At 65.1% G+C, this 18,312-nt stretch carries 21 protein-coding genes; 10 read left to right on the top strand and 11 right to left on the bottom strand.

Translation table 11 applies throughout. From position 1 onward, the window contains the following. Positions 1-45: 45 nt before the first annotated feature. The 3 genes from rsgA to ybaK are packed head-to-tail and all read right to left on the bottom strand — an operon-like array spanning position 46 to position 2,846. The gene (gene rsgA, locus QM615_RS03975; protein ID WP_283347037.1) at positions 46-1,080 is read right to left on the bottom strand and encodes a ribosome small subunit-dependent GTPase A; all 1,035 of its coding nucleotides are present in this window, start codon (positions 1,078-1,080) and stop codon (positions 46-48) included. After that, entirely contained in the window at positions 1,032-2,348 is a 1,317-nt protein-coding gene (gene aroA, locus QM615_RS03970; protein WP_283347036.1) for a 3-phosphoshikimate 1-carboxyvinyltransferase, read from the bottom strand. The genes rsgA and aroA overlap by 49 nt, the downstream gene beginning before the upstream one ends. A 6-nt stretch (positions 2,349-2,354) precedes the next feature. After that, entirely contained in the window at positions 2,355-2,846 is a 492-nt protein-coding gene (gene ybaK / locus QM615_RS03965; RefSeq protein WP_283347035.1) for a Cys-tRNA(Pro) deacylase, read from the bottom strand. 90 nt (positions 2,847-2,936) lie between these two features. Between ybaK and QM615_RS03960 the strand changes: the two genes are divergently transcribed. Beyond that, positions 2,937-3,719, top strand: a complete 783-nt coding sequence (locus tag QM615_RS03960) for a sigma-70 family RNA polymerase sigma factor (RefSeq protein WP_094642309.1) — start codon at positions 2,937-2,939, stop codon at positions 3,717-3,719. Then, the gene (gene rsrA, locus QM615_RS03955) at positions 3,716-4,024 is read left to right on the top strand and encodes a mycothiol system anti-sigma-R factor (RefSeq protein ID WP_262498294.1); all 309 of its coding nucleotides are present in this window, start codon (positions 3,716-3,718) and stop codon (positions 4,022-4,024) included. Before QM615_RS03960 ends, rsrA begins: the two co-directional genes overlap by 4 nt. A 76-nt stretch (positions 4,025-4,100) precedes the next feature. Here the strand turns inward: rsrA and QM615_RS22415 are convergent, their stop codons facing one another. Further along, the gene (locus tag QM615_RS22415; RefSeq protein WP_370878772.1) at positions 4,101-4,175 is read right to left on the bottom strand and encodes a 50S ribosomal protein bL37; all 75 of its coding nucleotides are present in this window, start codon (positions 4,173-4,175) and stop codon (positions 4,101-4,103) included. Between the two features lie 119 nt (positions 4,176-4,294). Between QM615_RS22415 and QM615_RS03950 the strand changes: the two genes are divergently transcribed. Then, on the top strand, positions 4,295-4,510 hold the full coding sequence (locus QM615_RS03950; protein ID WP_008717734.1) for a biotin/lipoyl-binding carrier protein: 216 nt from the start codon (positions 4,295-4,297) through the stop codon (positions 4,508-4,510). Positions 4,511-4,531: 21 nt separating this feature from the next. Beyond that, positions 4,532-6,010, top strand: coding sequence for a sensor histidine kinase (locus tag QM615_RS03945; RefSeq protein WP_068045643.1), 1,479 nt, complete (start codon positions 4,532-4,534; stop codon positions 6,008-6,010). A 130-nt stretch (positions 6,011-6,140) separates the two neighbouring features. Here the strand turns inward: QM615_RS03945 and QM615_RS03940 are convergent, their stop codons facing one another. Then, positions 6,141-6,395 (bottom strand): WhiB family transcriptional regulator, encoded by a 255-nt coding sequence (locus QM615_RS03940; protein ID WP_032366305.1) that lies wholly within the window; start codon positions 6,393-6,395, stop codon positions 6,141-6,143. 265 nt (positions 6,396-6,660) lie between these two features. Then, positions 6,661-7,614: a diacylglycerol/lipid kinase family protein gene (locus tag QM615_RS03935; RefSeq protein ID WP_068045641.1), complete on the bottom strand. Its 954-nt coding sequence runs from the start codon at positions 7,612-7,614 to the stop codon at positions 6,661-6,663. A 156-nt stretch (positions 7,615-7,770) separates the two neighbouring features. On the opposite strand from QM615_RS03935, the gene QM615_RS03930 reads away from it, so the two are divergent. Further along, entirely contained in the window at positions 7,771-8,199 is a 429-nt protein-coding gene (locus tag QM615_RS03930) for a hypothetical protein (RefSeq protein WP_149405464.1), read from the top strand. 10 nt (positions 8,200-8,209) lie between these two features. On the opposite strand, the gene QM615_RS03925 is transcribed toward QM615_RS03930, so the two are convergent. Both QM615_RS03925 and QM615_RS03920 read right to left on the bottom strand, forming a co-directional pair. Then, a complete protein-coding gene (locus QM615_RS03925; protein ID WP_283347034.1) occupies positions 8,210-8,686 on the bottom strand; it encodes a GNAT family N-acetyltransferase in 477 nt (158 codons plus the stop codon). Then, positions 8,683-9,324 carry an acid phosphatase gene (locus QM615_RS03920; protein ID WP_283347033.1) on the bottom strand — a complete coding sequence of 214 codons (642 nt, stop codon included), beginning with the start codon at positions 9,322-9,324 and terminating at the stop codon, positions 8,683-8,685. Before QM615_RS03920 ends, QM615_RS03925 begins: the two co-directional genes overlap by 4 nt. Positions 9,325-9,505: 181 nt before the next feature. On the opposite strand from QM615_RS03920, the gene QM615_RS03915 reads away from it, so the two are divergent. Further along, the gene (locus QM615_RS03915) at positions 9,506-10,972 is read left to right on the top strand and encodes a DHA2 family efflux MFS transporter permease subunit (RefSeq protein ID WP_283347032.1); all 1,467 of its coding nucleotides are present in this window, start codon (positions 9,506-9,508) and stop codon (positions 10,970-10,972) included. 59 nt (positions 10,973-11,031) lie between these two features. Further along, a complete protein-coding gene (locus QM615_RS03910; RefSeq protein ID WP_068045629.1) occupies positions 11,032-11,826 on the top strand; it encodes a ParA family protein in 795 nt (264 codons plus the stop codon). A gap of 21 nt (positions 11,827-11,847) precedes the next feature. On the opposite strand, the gene QM615_RS03905 is transcribed toward QM615_RS03910, so the two are convergent. Together QM615_RS03905 and QM615_RS03900 are read right to left on the bottom strand one after the other, a co-directional pair. Beyond that, complete coding sequence (locus tag QM615_RS03905; RefSeq protein WP_283347031.1) at positions 11,848-13,092, bottom strand: Rv3212 family protein; 1,245 nt, start codon at positions 13,090-13,092, stop codon at positions 11,848-11,850. Between the two features lie 9 nt (positions 13,093-13,101). After that, the gene (locus QM615_RS03900; RefSeq protein WP_283347167.1) at positions 13,102-14,775 is read right to left on the bottom strand and encodes a DEAD/DEAH box helicase; all 1,674 of its coding nucleotides are present in this window, start codon (positions 14,773-14,775) and stop codon (positions 13,102-13,104) included. Between the two features lie 286 nt (positions 14,776-15,061). Here QM615_RS03900 and QM615_RS03895 point away from each other — a divergent pair, with 286 nt between their 5' ends. After that, complete coding sequence (locus QM615_RS03895) at positions 15,062-15,793, top strand: ferritin-like fold-containing protein (RefSeq protein ID WP_262498296.1); 732 nt, start codon at positions 15,062-15,064, stop codon at positions 15,791-15,793. Positions 15,794-15,899: 106 nt separating this feature from the next. Beyond that, complete coding sequence (locus QM615_RS03890; RefSeq protein WP_094642304.1) at positions 15,900-16,127, top strand: DUF3107 domain-containing protein; 228 nt, start codon at positions 15,900-15,902, stop codon at positions 16,125-16,127. A 73-nt stretch (positions 16,128-16,200) separates the two neighbouring features. Here QM615_RS03890 and fasR read toward each other — a convergent pair whose 3' ends face one another. Further along, the gene (gene fasR / locus QM615_RS03885) at positions 16,201-16,854 is read right to left on the bottom strand and encodes an HTH-type transcriptional activator FasR (RefSeq protein WP_032397680.1); all 654 of its coding nucleotides are present in this window, start codon (positions 16,852-16,854) and stop codon (positions 16,201-16,203) included. 396 nt (positions 16,855-17,250) lie between these two features. Between fasR and QM615_RS03880 the strand changes: the two genes are divergently transcribed. Then, complete coding sequence (locus tag QM615_RS03880; protein ID WP_094642481.1) at positions 17,251-18,234, top strand: DUF3152 domain-containing protein; 984 nt, start codon at positions 17,251-17,253, stop codon at positions 18,232-18,234. Positions 18,235-18,312 lie beyond the last annotated feature (78 nt).

Here is an 18,312-nt window from a genome sequence, read left to right as displayed (position 1 = left end):
CACCGAATTGGAGCCTGGTGGCAACCGACCCCGAGCGGGTGGTTGCTACCAGGCTTCGTTCGTTCGAACGGCCTCGAGGAGTAGGCGAACTGCCGCGACGCGACGGGCCGGGTCGCCGGTGAGGGAGTCGAGGGCGCACTCGGGATCGGCGGGCGGGCCGAGGTGCGTGCATCCTCGGGGGCAATTCTCGATCGTGTCGGCCAGGTCGGAGAACGCTGCGACGACGTTCTCGGGGGAGATGTGCGCCAGTCCGAACGACCGGATCCCGGGAGTGTCCACCACCCAGCCGCCGCCGGGAAGCGGTAGCGCCACCGACTGCGTCGAAGTATGGCGGCCCTTGCCGACGCCCGAAACCACCCCCGTGGCGCGATAGGCGTCGGGCACCAGCCGGTTGACGAGCGTGGACTTTCCGACGCCCGAGTGTCCGATGAGCGCGGTCACCGAGTTCGTCAGCATCGAGGTCAGCTCCGTGAGGTCCTCGGACTGGCCCGCCAGCACCACCGGTACGTCGAGATCGGCAAAGGCGGCGGTGAATTCTTCGGGGTCGGCCAGATCGCTCTTGGTCAGGCACAGAACGGGTTCGAGTCCGCCGACGTACGCCGCCACGAGTGCTCGTTCGACGAAGCCGGTGCGAGGAGGTGGGTCGGCGAGCGCGGCAACGATGAGCAGCCGGTCGGCATTGGCCACCACGACGCGCTCGAACGGGTCGGTGTCGTCCGCGGTGCGACGCAACACCGTCCGTCGCTCGGCCACGCGCACGATACGAGCCAGAGTGTCGACCTTGCCCGACAGATCTCCGACGATACCGACCTCGTCTCCCACCACGATCGGAGTTCGGCCCAGCTCGCGGGCGCGCATCGTCACGACCGGCCGTGCCGGATCACCGTCGAGCACGCATCCCCATCGGCCGCGGTCGACGGACACGACCATGCCTGCTTCTGCGTCGTTGTGTTCGGGTCGAGTCTTGGTCCGTGGTCGCGAACTCTTACCCGGTCGGATCCGAACGTCGGACTCGTCGTACCGGCGCGCGGTCAGGAGCCGACCCCGCTCGGTGTCGATGCGGACAGCATTGCGTCCCACAGCGTTTCGAAGCCGGGGAGCGTCTTGGCAGTGGTGCCGATGTCGTCCACCTCGACCCCGGGTACCCGCAAGCCGACGATCGCGCCTGCGGTCGCCATGCGGTGGTCGGCGTAGGAGTGCCAGACGCCTGCGTGCAGCGGTGCCGGATCGATTCGGATGCCGTCGTCGGTCTCGACGGCGCGTCCGCCGAGTCGGACGATCTCGGTTGTCAGTGCAGCGAGTCGGTCGGTCTCGTGGCCACGCAGATGGGCGATGCCACGCAGAATCGACGGCCCCTCGGCCAGTGCGGCGAGCGCCGCGACCGTTGGGGTCAGTTCGCCGATATCGTGGAGATCGAAATCGATGCCGCGCAACGTATCCGGGCCCTCGACGGTCAGGATGCCTGCGGTCAGGTCGACTCGAGCGCCCATCAGGGTGAGTATCTCGCGGAATGCGTCGCCGGGCTGAGTGGTCGATTCGGGCCAATTCGGCACGCGCACTCTGCCTTTCGTCACCACCGCTGCAGCGAGGAAGGGGGTGGCGTTGGACAGGTCCGGCTCGATGGTCCAGTCGATCGGCGCGACCGGGCCTGGGTGCACCCGCCAGGTGTTCGCGTCACCACCGGACTCGGGGGTATCGACTCGGACGCCCGCACGCCGCAACATCTCCACGGTCATGTCGATGTGCGGCATCGACGGAACGGGCTTGCCGATGTGGTGGATTTCGATTCCCTCGTCGAAGGCCGCGGCGGAGAGCATCAGACCGGAGACGAACTGCGAAGAGCCCGAGGCGTCGATCTCGACCGATCCGCCGCGCAGCGAACCGGTGCTACGCATCGTGAACGGCAGCGCGCTGCCGTCGATCTCGGCCCCCACCGCGCGCAGAGCGTCGAGGATCGTGTCGAGCGGTCGGATACGTGCCTGCTCGTCGCCGTCGAACGACACTTCGCCTGCGGCGAGCGCAGCCAGGGGTGGCACGAAGCGCATGACGGTACCTGCCAGCCCGCAGTCGACGGCTCCTCCGTGCAGCGGTGCCGGAGTCACCCGCAACGACGTCCTGTCGTCCTCCGCGGCCTCGATATCGATGCCCAAGGTTGTCAGGGCGTCGATCATGAGATCGGTGTCACGGCTGCGCAGGGCACCGGTGATCGTCGACGAGCCGGTGGAGAGCGAGGCGATGATCAGTGCGCGATTGGTGATCGACTTCGATCCGGGCAGAGTGACTGTCGCGTCGACGGGTGCGACGGCGGCGGGGGCTGTCCAATTGCTCACCCGTCCATCTTCTCTCATTCGGGATCAGCGCGCGGCGATGGGCGCGGATGTAGCGGCTGTGAGCCGGACGAGATCGGCCGGTGCGAGTTCGATCTCGAGTCCGCGCCTACCTCCACTGCACAGAATCGTCTCGAAACCGAGGGCCGAAACGTCGATCGTGGTGGGCAGGGATTTGCGTTGGCCGAGAGGTGAGATACCGCCGAAGACGTACCCGGAGGAGCGCTCGGCGGCAGTCCTGTCGGCCATCGTGATCTTTCTGGTGGACAGCGCGGCGGCCGCGGCCTTGAGCGAGAGCGTCGTCGTCACCGGGACGATCGCCACCGCCAGCGAGCGATCCGCTCGTTCGACGACGAGAGTCTTGAAGACCTGTTCGGGCCGAACGCCGAGTCGTTCGACGAGTATCTGTGCCGCCTCCTCGCCGTAGGACTGCGCCCGTGCGTCGTGGTCGTACGAATGCACGGTGTGCGCCACCTTTCGTGCGGTGAGCAGCGCGAGAGCAGGTGTGGACGCAGCCATTCACGGGACTCTAGCGATCGGGCGGGAACATGGCGGCACGACGCCGTGTTGTGCAACAACAGATACGAATGCAGGTGGAAGGAATGACGAATGGCAGTGCTGACCGCGGGACGTCCCCTCGCGCTGAAGGGGGTGATCTCTTCGCAGAAGTCGACTTCGGGCGCGGTAGCCTGGGCGGTGGAAGCTATCGAAGGGATCAGCGTGACAGAAGCCAGCAATCCCGTCGCTGACGTGGACGACGAGAAGGCGATCGCGGAGCGCAGAGCTGCCGAGACCGAGGCGCAGTTGACCGAGCGCTTCGAGCGCGACGCGCTGCCGATGCTCGATCAGCTCTACGGCGCAGCTCTGCGTATGACGCGCAACCCCGCCGACGCCGAAGATCTGGTTCAGGAGACGTTCGTGAAGGCCTACTCGGCTTTCCGGTCGTTCCGTGAGGGCACGAACCTCAAGGCGTGGCTGTACCGAATTCTCACCAACACCTACATCAACTCCTACCGCAAGAAGCAGCGTCAGCCCGCTCAGTACCCGACCGACGAGATCAGTGACTGGCAGCTCGCCGCCACCGCCGAACACACGTCGACGGGGCTGCGTTCCGCCGAGGTCGAGGCTCTGGACGCGTTGCCGGACGACGACATCAAGGCGGCGCTGCAGTCTCTTCCCGAAGAATTTCGGATGGCTGTGTACTACGCCGACGTCGAGGGGTTCCCGTACAAGGAGATCGCCGAGATCATGGGCACTCCCATCGGCACGGTGATGTCGCGTCTGCACCGCGGACGCAAGCAGCTGCGGGGCCTGCTGGCAGGGGTTGCACGCGAGCGTGGTTTCAACCGGGACGGCGCAGTCGACCGGCACGAGCAGGAGGTAGTCCAGTGACGGGCACCGGAAAGATCGATAGCGGGAACGACGGCGACGCACAGTTCGAGCGCCTCGACTGCTCGGCGGTGATCGCGGACGTGTGGGTGATGCTCGACAACGAATGCGACGAAGCGAGCCGATCCCGCCTGCAGAAGCACATCGACGAATGCGGATCGTGCTTCGAGGCCTACGGAATCGAAGAGAAGGTCAAGCGGCTCATCTCGCGCAAGTGCGGGGGAGACCAGGCACCGGCCGGGTTGCGCGAACGACTCAGCGTCGAAATTCGACGAACCGTGCTGATCCGCCAGACGGACTCCGAGTAGTCGCAGCTCCTACCCACGAACGACGAGGGGCCGAGAAGCAGTCGCTTCTCGGCCCCTCGCGGCTTGTGGCAAACCGTCAGCTGTTGGGACGTTTGCCGTGGTTGGCCTTGTTGCCCTTACGAGCACGCTTCTTACGTCCACGCTTTCCCATGATGGGCTCCTCTCGTTTGTTCACTACAGTCTCCCACGTGTGATTGGCTTACTGTGACGGGCCTGGTCTCATATGGGTGTCCAGCGCAGTTCGTGGTGACGTGAGAGAGGGGTTCGCCGATGTCCGAGGACGTTCGCGCGGAAATGGTGTCCACTGTGTTTCAGGTGGTCGTGGCCCGAGGCGATGCCGTCGAGGTCGGTGACACCCTCGTGATCCTGGAATCGATGAAGATGGAAATTCCTGTGCTGGCCGAGACCGCAGGGACGGTCACGTCGGTGGACGTCGCGGTGGGCGACGTCATTCAGCAGGGCGACCTCATCGCCGTCGTGTCCTGAGCAACGATCACGTGAGATCTCGTGTCGACCCTCAGTGACCTTCTGGCCGAGCACACCGACCTCCCCGGTGTTGCGGTGGACCATCTCCAACGCGTCGTAGGCGAGTGGCAGCTGCTGGCCGACCTGTCGTTCGCCGATGTGCTGCTGTGGGTCGGCACGGACGACGTGTCCAGTGGGACTGCCGACGTACTGTGTGTGGCTCAGTGCCGGCCGACGACCGCGCCCACGGTCTTCACTCACGACATCGTGGGAACGACGATCTCCGAATCCGAGCACCCCGATGTGATGGTCGCGCTGCAGCAGCGGAAGATCGTGCACGGAGGCGTGGTGACGCGAACCGAGAGCATTCCGGTGCGTTGCGGAGAGCACGTCATCGCGGTGCTGACCCGCGATACCAATCCCGCGCAGCTTCGACCGCCGAGTGCCCTCGAGGTGGCGTATCGAGAATGCGCCGACGACCTGTGTCTGATGATCAGCGAAGGCACGTTTCCCACCCCCGAAGAGCGCACCGATGTGAACTCGTCCCCCCGCGCAGGCGACGGATTCATTCGCGTCGACACCGAGGGGCTGGTGGACTACGCCAGTCCCAACGCCCTCTCGGCGTACCACCGGATGGGATTGACGACCGAGCTGTCCGGCCGGGATCTGGCGTCGGTCACGCGGTCGCTGGTCACCGACCCTTTCGACTCGCAGGAAGTGGCCGATCACATCAGGTCGTCGCTCAACGGCAACGTGGGACACCGGATGGAGGTCGATGCCCGCGGTGCCACCGTTCTCGTGCGCACGCTGGCCCTGCAGCCGCGCGGAAGGTCTGCCGGGGCGGCCGTGTTGATCCGCGACGTCACCGAGGTCAAGCGCCGCGATCGTGCTCTGCTCAGCAAGGACGCGACCATTCGGGAGATCCACCATCGGGTGAAGAACAACTTGCAGACGGTGGCGGCGCTGCTCCGACTTCAGTCGCGCCGACTCGAGAACGAGGAAGCGCGCACGGCGTTGTCCGAGTCGGTCCGCCGAGTCACGTCCATTGCACTCGTGCACGAAATGCTGTCGATGTCGGTGGACGAGGAAGTGGACCTCGACGAGATCGTCGATCGATTGGTGCCGATCATGCTGGACATTGCCACGGTCAATCCGAGGGTGCGAGTGGTGCGCGAGGGCAAACTCGGAGTCTTCTCGGCCGAACGCGCGACGCCCTTGGTGATGGTGCTCACAGAGCTGGTGCAGAACGCGATGGAGCATGGATTCGACGCCGGGTCGGCCGGTGTCGTCCGAATCGGAGCCGACCGGTCCGCGAAATGGCTGGATGTTGTCATCCACGACGACGGGCGCGGTTTGCCCACCGGGTTCTCGCTGGAACGCTCGGACGGCCTCGGGCTGCAGATCGTGCGCACTCTGGTCTCGGTGGAGCTGAACGGATCGCTGGGTCTGCATCCCGCGGCGGGTGGGGGAACCGACGCGATGCTGAGGGTTCCTCTGGGACGGCGTGTGCCCAGGCCCTGATGCACGTTCGGTGAACAGTGCGTAACGGGTTCTTCGACCGCCAGAGGGACCCTGAAGGCCCGTGGAACGCAGAAAGCCCGGTATCCGCTACAGCGGATACCGGGCCTCGAGCGTGTGCTGGTTTCGCGTCCTAGACGGAGCTGCGTGCGCGCGTACGTGCGTTGCGTCGCTTGAGTGCACGGCGCTCGTCTTCACTCATTGCGCCCCATACTCCTGCGTCCTGGCCGGATTCGAGTGCCCAGGACAGGCATTCAGCGGTGACGGGGCACCGAGTACAGACGACTTTGGCATCGGCGATCTGCGCGAGCGCCGGACCACTGTTTCCCACCGGGAAAAATAGTTCCGGATCTTCATCGCGACAAATAGCCTTGTGGCGCCAGTCCATCCTCTGCTCCTTACCGGGCGCCGTAGCGCCGTTTCGTTTCTCTTCTGTTCACGAGTGGGTAACCAATGTTTCCGCACTGTTGCTTGTGAATGCTTTCACGAACTCAGGTGAAGTCAAGGGGTACGCGCGTGACCGTGGTCAAGCTCACTCTGTTAGGCTCGCTTTAGCCTTCTGCGCTCCTTTGTACCCCGAGTGAACAGATTTCGCTCGTGATTTCACAGAAAGTGCGCTCTGCGCCTCAGTGGGGCTCGGCACACGCGGGCCCTCACATGCTCGGCGCAACCACCTGCAGCGCGTCGGGAGTGGAGAAGAACTCAGCCTCGGTGCGTTCGCCCAGGTAGTCGCCGTCCATCTGCAAACCGACCGGTTCTGCCGAGGAAATTCGGACGCTCGGTACATCGTCGATACGAATCAGCTTGCGAGACTTCGGTTCTGCACCTTTGGCAAGCAGCTGGCGAGAGACTCGCAACGTCGGGAACAACGCAGTCGAGCGCATGCCGAACACTCCGAGACCCGAATCGAAACCGGTACCCGGATTGGTGTGCACCGGCCTCTGGTTCAAATAAGTCCACGGACTCGAATTCGACACGAACGCATAGTGGACTCCCTCGAAAGGATCCCGACCCGGAACCTCGACCGTCAACCGGGCCGGCTGCCGCTTGTGCTTGAAGAACTCCTGCACAGCCGACCGCAGATACCGCGTCGCAGACACCGGCTTGCCGTCCTTACGGCCGGCATCGATCGCCCGACACACATCGGCATCCAGACCCATACCCGCGTTGAAAGTGAACCAGCGATTGTCGCAGTGCCCCAACCCGATCGTCCGCCGCGCCCGTGCATCGAGCAGCCCGATCAACTGATTCGTCGCCGCCACCGGATCCGCCTCGATACCCAACGAACGAGCGAACACATTCGCACTACCGCCAGGAACGACCGCGATCGGCGGAATCGCACCGATCGTCACCGCCTGCATCGACGTCGGCAACGGCACCCCGAGCAAACCGTTGATCACCTCGTTGACCGTCCCGTCGCCACCGTGAACGATCACCAACCCCATCCCGTCCTCACGGGCACCCCGAGCCAGCTCCGACGCATGATCACGATGAGTCGTCTGCGCAACCGTCACCCGCACCCGACTCGACAATGCATGAGCCAACAGATCCCGAGCCGCAGCAGTCGTAGAAGTCGCATTGGGATTGACGATCAGCAGCGCACGCACGAGCAATGACACTAACCGGGTCGTTCCGCACGCTCCACTCCGGTCACCTGGGTCGTTCCGCAGGCTCCACTCCGGTCACCTGGGTCGTTCCGCAGGCTCCACTCCCGCCCCTGGGTCGTTCCGCAGGCTCCACTCCCGGTTGCCTAGGCTGGTCGCGTGTCCACCTCACCCGAGAACCTCACCCCGCCGGCCACGTTTCGATCCGCCGGGGCGCTCGTCGCAGCGCAGGGCGTGGCGTCGTTGGTGGCCGCGATCGTCCTACTCGTCCGAGCGTTCTCCGGAGAGGGGGAGAACGCAGTGGCCAACGGGTACGGCACCGCGGGATGGTTCGGCGTCCTGGGCATCGGAGTCGGAGCCGCAGGCGTTGCCCTGGTCCTCGGAAAACGCTGGGGACGATCCATCGCCACGGTCGTACAGCTGTTGCTGCTGCCCGTCGTGTGGTCGCTGTTGACCGGATCGCATCAGACCGTCTACGGCGTCGCCCTCGGAGTCGTGGTCGTCGGCGTGCTCGTCTTGCTGTTCAGCCCGCCGTCCTCTCGGTGGATGGCCGCCGAATACAGCGACGTCGACGACGACTTCCGGTGACGTAGTCGCTTCAACGCGCCTGGATGGCCAACTCGACCAATGCATCCTCGGTCAGGCGGAACGTGGTCCACTCGTCCTGTGGCTCTGCCCCGAGCGATCGGTAGAAGCCGATCGACGGGGTGTTCCAGTCCAGAACCGACCAGGCCAACCGCGTGTACTGCCGATCGATGCATTCGGCGGCCAACGCGGCAAGCAGTGCAGTTCCGAAGCCTTCTCCCCGCGCGGCGGGTTGCACGTAGAGATCCTCCAGATAGATTCCGTTGACTCCGTCCCACGTGGAGAAGTTCAAGAACCACAGCGCGCACCCCACCACCGTCCCCTCGTGCTCGGCGACGTGCGCGAACACCGACGGCTGCGCTCCGAACAGAGCGGAGCGAAGCTGCTCGTCTCGAACGGTGCACAGCGAGGACGACTTCTCGTATGCGGCGAGTTCGTGCACGAGAGCGGTGACGGCGGGAACATCGGCCTCGGTGGCGCGGCGAATCATCCTGGGTTTCCTTTCGGTGCCGTGGCGGCGGTGAGGATCGACGGGTGCACGTTGTGTGCGACGAGCTGGCGGAACGAATGCTCGAAGCCGAGCAACGAGTACGCGGCGGGCGAGAGGGCGAAGCGTTTGCCCTCGGTGATGGGGGCCTCGGTCCAGCCGGCGATCAGTGCGCGCGAGAAGTGGCCGTGACCGACCAACACGACGTCGCGGCCGCTCAACAGCGGCAGGACGACCGAGAGCACCATGTCGACGCGCACGGCGATGTCACCGATGGACTCACCACCCGGACACGGATGCGTCCAGACGGTCCAGTGCGGCACAGTTTCGTGGATCTGCGTCGACGTGATGCCTTCGTAGGCTCCGTAGTCCCACTCCGACAACGCATCCCACTCCCGATCGACCTCCAGGCCTGCGAGCTCGGCGGTTCGACGTGCGCGCTCTCGCGGGCTCGTGATCACCAGAGGATCGCGCAGGTTCAGTAATCGGAGCAGCGATCCGGCCTCGACGGCCTGGTGCTCGCCGACGCTGGTGAGGGGGACGTCGGTGTTACCGGTGTGCTTGCCGGCCAGCGCCCATTCGGTCTCGCCGTGCCGGAGTAGAACGACTCTGCCTGCCTCGACGCCGCCGTGTGTGGTCATGGAACGATCATGCCTGCCCGCGGGATGTGGCCCTTGTCATAGTCGACCTGCGGATGTGTCCGATTTGTCGATTGAGTACAGACCTACCGGCCGGTTACCCTCGTTCCGAATCGTCACTGCCATGGGCGACGCAGCTCTGTCCGTCGTGCCGCACAGCTCCTTCTCATCGACTTGGAGAACCATGACCGACCTGCAGAAGCCCGCGTCGCCCGATTCTCCGGAGAAGCTCGACGGCGCGTTGCTGAAGATCGCCGGGGTCGTCGTGCTCGGGGCCATCATGTCGATACTCGACGTCACCGTCGTCAGCGTCGCGCTCCGGACCTTCACCGACGTCTTCGAGACCACTTACGCCAATGCCGCGTGGACGATGACGGGCTACACGCTTGCCCTGGCCACCGTCATACCGCTGACGGGGTGGGCTGCCGATCGGTTCGGGACCAAGCGCCTCTACATCATGGCATTGGTGCTGTTCGTCCTCGGTTCGGTGCTGTGCAGCTTCGCGTGGGACATCACCTCGCTCATCGTCTTCCGAGTGCTGCAGGGCCTCGGCGGAGGCATGCTGATGCCACTGGGCATGACGATCATGACGCGCGCCGCAGGCCCGGAGCGGATCGGGCGCGTGATGGCCGTGCTGGGTGTCCCGATGCTCATCGGGCCCATCGCGGGGCCGATCCTCGGAGGCTGGTTGATCGAGGCAGCGAGTTGGCACTGGATCTTCCTCATCAATCTGCCGATCGGCATTATCGCTCTGATCGCGGCCGTGCTGATCTTCCCCAAGGACAACCCGACTCCGTCCGAGTCCTTCGATTTCCGCGGCATGCTGATGCTCTCGCCCGGCCTCGCACTGTTCCTCTACGGCGCGTCCTCGGTCGTCGAAACCGAAACCGTTCTCGCGGTGAAGGTGCTGGTCCCGGTCATCGTCGGACTCGTGTTGATCGTCCTGTTCGTGTTCCATGCACTGCGCGTGCAGCATCCTCTGATCGACCTACGGCTGTTCCGGAACAGGTCGCTCACCGTGGCCGTGATCACCACGACGCTCTTCATGGTGGCCTTCATGGGCGCGGGTCTGCTGTTCCCGAGCTATTTCCTGCTTCGCGGAGAAACGACGTTGACCGCCGGGCTGCTGCTCGCACCACAGGGCATCGGCGCGATGATCGCGATGCCGATCGCCGGAGTGATCGCCGACAAGTTCGGTCCCGGCAGGATCGTGCTGGTGGGGATGGTGCTCATCACCGCAGGGATGGCGGTGTTCACTCGGGTCGGCACCGACACCTCCTACACCTTGCTCATCGGCGCATTGTTCGTCATGGGACTCGGACTCGGTTCGACGATGATGCCCATCATGACGGCTGCGCTGCAGACGTTGACCGACGAGACGGTTGCGCGCGGCTCGACGTTGATGAACATCGTCCAGCAAGCGGCCGGGTCGATAGGTACCGCACTGATGTCGGTGGTGCTGACCGCTCAACAGAAGCCCGCACTGACCGCAACCAGCCAGGTCGAGGCCTTCGACATCTCGGCCAGGGCCTTCGGGACCACCTTCATGGTCGCGTTGGTGCTGATCGTCGTCACGTTCGTTCCCGCCTTCTTCCTGCCCCGGACGAAGCACGTGACCGAGCGGTCCGCGGCGCCGATCTCGCTGCACTGACGCGCCCGAGAGATGCCGAACCCTCGCTCATCGGCTCGATGTAAGCAAGGATCAGGGCCGTGACGACAATTCTCGCGGTTGCGAATCAGAAGGGCGGCGTCGCCAAGACCACCACGGTGGCTTCGCTCGCGGCTGCGCTGCATGCTCTCGATCGACGAGTCCTGGTGGTCGACCTCGACCCGCAGGGCTGTCTGACGTTCTCCCTCGGACACAATCCCGACAAGCTCGATTCCTCGGTGCACGAGGTGCTGACCGGGGATGCGAAGGTCGAGGACGTGCTGATCGAGACTGCGGAAGGAATCGTTCTGCTTCCGGCGACGATCGATCTCGCAGGCGCGGAAGCCCTGCTGCTGATGCGCGCGGGTCGCGAGTTCGCGCTCAAGCGAGCACTCGCGCCGATCCTGGAGGACTTCGATGTCGTCGTCATCGATTGTCCGCCGTCGTTGGGGGTGCTGACCCTCAACGGCCTCACTGCCGCACAGTCGGTGCTCGTGCCCCTGCAGTGCGAGACCCTCGCTCATCGCGGGGTCGGGCAGTTGTTGCGAACGGTGTCCGAGGTGCAACAGATCACCAACCCCGATCTGACGCTGCTCGGTGCCCTTCCCACGCTGTTCGACGCCCGCACCACGCACAGTAGAGATGTGCTCGGCGACGTCTCGGACCGCTACTCGTTGCCGGTTCTCGCGCCGCCGATTCCGCGGACCGTACGCTTCGCCGAGGCCAGTGCCTCGGGCGCGACGGTACTCTCGGGACGAAAGAACAAGGGCGCACAGGCTTATCGAGAACTTGCCGAGAATCTGCTGGCGTACTGGGACGGTCAAGCCGATCTGAAGACCTACGATCCGGCGGAGTAGAACCAAGCGCGTGCCGGCGGGTCAGCCGAGAGCGACCACGTCGGAACCGCGTTGCTCGACGACCACATCGCCGATCACCGACATCTGTATCGGGCCGTCGTAATCGCCTCGGTCGACCGGAATGTCGGCCGTCGAGACTCCGGTGGAGAGATCGACCACCGAGATGCCGTCGGGCACCGGTAACAGGAGTCGGCCTGCCATGACCGCTCCACTCCCGAGGGCTCCGGGGACGGTCCAGAGAGGGCTCAGGTTGTTGGAATCGAACGCCTGGACCCCCGTGCCGGTGAACCAGGTGAGAGCCGAACCTGCCTTCGTCGCAGGAAGATCCGGGGTAGGGGAAGAGCCGGCCGGGAGAGTGAATTCGGACAGTTTCGCGGCCGCGTCGTCGTAGAGTCCTACCCGGTCGGGCGCGCCGTTCTCCGCTGGAATGTGCAGCGCGACAACGTTGCCCGTGATCGCGATGATCTGCCCGGCAGTGGGTGCGTCGGATCGGGGAACGAGTTCAGGTACCACCGTCGACCCGTACTCCTCAGGTTTACCGGCGTCCTTGGGTGCAGGATTCATCAGCGACAATCGGGCAGCGGTCTCTCCCGGGCACTGTTCGAGCACAGCCGTCCGCGAGTTCGTCGACGCCGAGGACAGCAGCGTGCACCCGGTTCGCGGCTGACTACCCGGATTGACCGGGGCATCGACTCGACCGTATTCGAGGGTGCGCACCATGTCCGACCGCCACAGCTCCATGCGAGTGTCGCCCCTCGACGTCACGTAGGTGCCATCGGAGGACAGGCTGACCGCATCGTCGGCGTCGGAAGTGCGCTGTGCCTTGCGCTCTCCGGTCGGCCCGTCGAGTTCCGTCACCTGAGAGCAACCGCGGTCGTCGCGGTAGACCGCGACCGCGGTATTCCACGACGAGACCACCGAGCAGAGCGGGAGATCTCTCGAGTACGACCAGGATTGCTCTCCTGACCGGGGATCGCGGCCGAGGACGGAGCCCCCGTCCGCCGTCACCACCGTGGATCCGGTGACGACAGGGAGCGGGGTTCGCGTCGGATCCGTCGCTGCACTCGGCGCACGCCACAGTTCGGTGAGCGCAGTGGGCACCGCGAGCGCGGGCTCGGCCTGAGGCAGCGGCTCCTCGGCCGGGATCGATGTGGTTCCGCGAGCATCACCGGTGAACCAGGCGATGCTCGCGGCAACCACTACCACCACCGCGATGACGGCGGCGACGAGGAGGTCGGTTCTCGTCCTTCGTTCTGGAGCCAGCACGGCGGGAGATTAGTCCGACGCGCTCGCAGTCGAGGATCCGGCGTCGGCGGACGATCCACTGGGGCGACGACGCCTGCGGCGGCGCGGCGCAGTCTTGGTGACCGTGTCCGCGGACGCCGCATCGGACGTATCCGACTGTTCGGCACCCGATTTCGTTGCCGGTGCGGAATCGTTCTGCGCAACGCCGGTTGCGGCGGTGTTGTCGCCGTCCTGCCCTGCGCGGGTGCGACGCCGACTGCGCGAGCGGCGCGGCTTGGTAGCCGAAGACGCGTCGGCCGCAGGCGCTGCCGTCGCCTCGCCGTCGTCCGCCTTCTCCGGGGCGCGCGAGGGTGCCTTGCGTACCGTGCCGGTGGCGTCGGTGGCGATACCGAGGTCGGTGAACAGGTGCGGCGAGCTCGAGTAGGTCTCGACCGGATCCGGCATGCCGAGATCGAGCGCCTTGTCGATCAGCTGCCAACGGGGGATGTCGTCCCAGTCGACCAGGGTGACCGCGATGCCGGTGCGCCCTGCACGGCCGGTGCGGCCGATGCGGTGCACGTAGGTCTTCTCGTCCTCGGGGCACTGGTAGTTGATGACGTGGGTGACGTCGTCGATGTCGATACCGCGGGCCGCGACGTCGGTCGCCACCAGAACGTCGATCTTGCCCGTCCGGAACGACTTGAGGGCCTTCTCGCGCTGGACCTGGCCGAGGTCACCGTGCACGGCACCGACCGAGTATCCGCGCTCGGCCAGCTCGTCGGCGACCTTCTGGGCGGTGCGCTTGGTGCGGGTGAACACCATGGTCGCGCCGCGACCCTCGGCCTTGAGAACCTTGGCGACCATCTCGACCTTGTCGAGGGCGTGGGCCCGGTAGACGTGCTGGGCGGTGCGGTCGTGGACGGCCGAGGACTCCGCCTCTTCGGCACGGATGTGCGTCGGCTGAGTCAGGAACGTCCGGGCCAGGGTGATGATGGGGCCGGGCATCGTCGCCGAGAACAACATCGTCTGACGCTTGTCGGGAACCATGCCGAGGATGCGTTCGATGTCGGGGAGGAACCCGAGGTCGAGCATCTCGTCGGCCTCGTCGAGGACCAGGACTCCGACCTTGCCGAGGATCAGGTGGTTCTGCTTGGCGAGGTCGAGCAGTCGGCCCGGGGTGCCGACGACGACGTCGACGCCGCTCTGCAACGCGCTGATCTGAGCTTCGTACGGACGGCCACCGTAGATGGAGAGCACCTTGACGGGGCCGTTCGCGCCGCTGAGGTACTTGGATGCGTTCTCGAGGTCGGAGCTGACCTGAACGCACAGTTCACGGGTCGGAACGATCACCAGGGCGCGGGGAGTGCCGTCGAGCGGGGAGGTACCGGAGTTGTCCGTGGCGAGTCGGTGCAGCAGGGGCACGCCGAAGCCGAACGTCTTGCCCATGCCGGTGCGTGCCTGACCGATGAGGTCGTCGCCCGCGATGGCGAGCGGCAGCGTCAACTCCTGGATGGCGAACGTGCGCTCGATTCCCATCTCGGAGAGCGCGCGAACGATGGTGGGGTCCACGTTCAGCTCGGCGAACGTGGGGGGTACGTGCGTGTCGTCCAGCTGCGCCGACAGCGTGGTGTCGCCGGTGTCGGATTCTTGGTCGATGACTATCTTGCTCAGGGGACTGGCCTTCCTCGTGGTCGAACGTGCGCACGAGGAAGGGCATAGGCCTATTGCCGGCCGAAGTCGATGCCCTCGATCCGATGTGATGTCGCCGTCAGCCTCAGCGCGGCCGCGAACTGCGATGTCCGCTGCGGCGAAGCTGTCGAGGCGACCCGGATCAGGTGCGCACACATTATCGATGACCGTCGCGTGCTTCTTCGGTCCGTTTCATCGGTCCGCGAGTGACGATCGAGCACCATGGTAGCTTGCCGGACGGAATTCTCCATTGTCGGCAGGTCACGATAGGTCCAGCGCGCGCCGCGACGAGGCGTCGGGCACCGGACTACGATTGCCAGCCATGGGAGCCCATTCGTCGGAGCCGTCGTCCGCAGTTTCACCCACCACTGTCGTCGAGTCGCCCGAGTCGGATCGAGTCGAGCCGGCGATCGCGCACGATCACCCCGGTATTCCGGATCTGTTCGCGGTGCTCGCGTACGGCGAGATCTCCGCGTTCTATCGCCTGGCGGACGACGCTCGAATGGCTCCGTCGATGGAGGGTCGAGTCGCGCTCGCGAGTATGGCGGCTGCGGAGATGAGCCACTTCGAGACGTTGCAGAGAGCCTTGTCCGATCGTGGTCTCGACGTCTACGCCTCGATGGACCCGTTCGTTCGTGCCCTGGACGAGTACCACGAGTCGACGACGCCGTCGACGTGGTTGGAGTCGTTGGTCAAGGCGTACGTGGGTGACGGCATCGCGGCCGATTTCTACCGGCAGATCGCGCACAGTCTCGCCCCCGACGTGGCCGAGATCGTCCGCGACGTGCTGGCCGAGACCGGGCACTCGGAATTCGTGGTGCACGAGGTGTCCGATCGGGTTCGTGCGAGCTCGCAGGAGAAGGCGCGATTGATGCTGTGGGGTCGTCGTCTGCTCGGTGAGGCCATCACCCAGGCGCAGTTCGTGCTCGCTCGCCGTGAATCGCTGACCGATCTCGTCATCACCGCATCGGGAGACCTCAACGGTGTCGTCGCACTGTTCGATCGCATGCAGGAACAACACGCGGAACGGATGTCCTCACTCGGCCTCGATTGACCGCACAGCACTGTGTTCGCTGACAGCACAGGGCGTCGGGCGTCTGGCTCGGTGCGGCTGCACTAGCCTGGCGTGAGCAGAGTTGTCGAGAGTTCGGAGGTTGACCGTGGAGGTCAAGATCGGTGTTTCGGAGAGTTCCCGTGAGCTCGTCGTGAACAGCACGCAGTCCCCGGCCGAGGTCGAAGCGCTCGTATCGACCGCCTTCGCCGGTAAGGACGGAGTGCTGGCGTTGGAGGACGAGAAGGGACGCAAGTTCTTGATTCAGGCTTCCAAGGTGTCGTATGTCGAGATCGGTCCGTCCGATGCTCGGAAGGTCGGATTCGCGACCGCCTGAGACTGCTCGGAACGCAGAACACGCCCCTCACTCGCATCGAGTGAGGGGCGTGTTGCGTTCGTGGTTGCGAGGTCTACGGTGCCTGCAGGGGAACGTGCGACAGACCGCCCCAAGCCAGCGACACCGTGGTGTCGACGGCGTCTTCCTTCGAGATCGGCCGGTCGGCTTCGAGCCAGTACCGAGCGGTGAACTGACTGGCACCGACCAGGCCTACGGCCAGTACGCGAGCTCGATAGGGATCGAGTCCGGAATCGTGGGCAACGAGGTCGAAGACGGCGTCGACACACGCTTCGGTTGCCTGCTCGACGCGTGCATTGACCTGCGGGTCGCCCATCAGATCGGATTCGAAGACCAGGCGGAATCCCTGTGTGTCGGTGTCGACGAAGTCGTAGAACGCCAGCACCGCGGCACGAACTCGTTGTCTGTTGTCCGTGGTCGAGCGCAGAGCCTGACGTACTCCTGCGATCAGGGTGTCGACGTAACTCTGCAGCACCGCCAGGTACAGCTCGAGTTTTCCGGGGAAGTGCTGATACAGGACCGGCTTGCTGACGCCCGCGCATTCGGCGATCTCGTCCATCCCGGATGCGTGATACCCACGGGTCACGAATATTTCGCTCGCCGCAGCGAGCAGTTGTGCCCGACGGGCATCGCGAGGCAGCCGTGCGCCGCGCCGATTGCCGGTGGTGGCCGGCCGGTCCGAAGACCTCCGGTCGTCGAGATCTGTCATCAATTATGTTCCCATCCGCGTCGCCAGCTGCGCTCGTCTTGGTTCGACAACGAACGGTCCGGCATGAACTTCCGGCGGGTGGCCGTCGGTTCGGACCGCTCGTAGCGCAGATCACGGGCAACGATACTCGTGGCGGCCGGCACCCACGGGACCCTGGGGGACCGTTGCGGAAAGTGGGCGATACCGGAACATGTCGAGCGGTTTGTTCGTACGATGTTTCCGCACCGAAAACCCGATAGTTCCATTCCCGGTATCGGCGTGCCGAGCAGCGGGCGGTGAGGATTGTGAGATCGTGTTCGAGTGACTGACCGAGGCGGGCCGCGTATCCGCGGTGGTGTGCAGTCGGACGGCGTCGACGACGGTTACGACGATCGCGCGGACGATTTCCCACGCAGTGTGGGCAGTCGCGGATCGCATCAACCGCTCCGCGCGCAGTGGGATCCGACGCAACGCGAGGTCAAGCTGCGCAGTCGTCGACCGGATCGCGATATCAGGAAGCAGAGCAAGCTCGGAAAGTTCGCGTCCACGTACGGCTGGCGGGCGTACGCGGTGCCGATTCTGATCGTGGTGACCGCGCTCGTCGTGTTCGATGCCGTGCGGACCGGTGACCCCGTCACCGGCACCGCAGCGCAGTCGACCAACGCCGATCCTGGATTCGGCACCTTGAGTTCGGATACGACGTCGGGCACCGGAATCATCGGAGTTCCGCCGCAGGCCGACGGTAACTTCGCAGCGTCGATATCGTCGGGTGAACTGCCCGACGGTGGTCCGTTCGCGGTGGAGGGGGCCGGAACGTGGCACACCGTGCCGGGGACAACGGAGCAGGTGGGTCAGGGGACCGAGCGGGTGTTCACCTACACGGTCGAGGTCGAGGACGGCGTGGACACGGTCGGGTTCGGCGGCGACGAGTCGTTCGGCCGATTGGTGGATCAGACCCTTGCCAACCCCAAGAGTTGGACCAACGATCCACGGTTCGGATTCCGTCGCATCGATCAGGGCGATCCCGACTTCAGGATCTCGCTGACGTCGCAGATGTCGATCCGGCAGGCCTGTGGTTACGACATCCAGCTCGAGGTCTCCTGCTACAACCCCGGCATCGAGCGAGTGGTGCTCAACGAGCCGAGGTGGGTGCGTGGGGCGATCTCGTTCCAGGGCGACATCGGCTCGTACCGCCAGTACCAGATCAATCACGAGGTCGGCCACGCGATCGGCTACCAGCAGCACCAACCGTGCGAGACCGACGGCGGGCTCGCTCCGGTGATGATGCAGCAGACGTTCGGGACGAACAACGACGACATCGCGCGACTGGACCCAGCGGGCGTCGTTCCGATGGACGGCAAGACGTGCCGATTCAATCCGTGGCCCTACCCGCGAGGCTGATCGGCTGGGTTTCCGACAGGCCGGGGGATTAGATTCGAACGTGTCGCGCCGGGTCACCGGCCGCCGTGTCGAGTCGAG

The sequence above is a fragment of the Rhodococcus sp. IEGM 1341 genome (genome assembly GCF_030056895.1).
Taxonomy (GTDB): Bacteria; Actinomycetota; Actinomycetes; order Mycobacteriales; family Mycobacteriaceae; genus Rhodococcoides.
The sequence above is the reverse complement of the archived record's forward strand: the minus strand, read 5'-3'. Positions and strand labels throughout refer to the sequence as shown.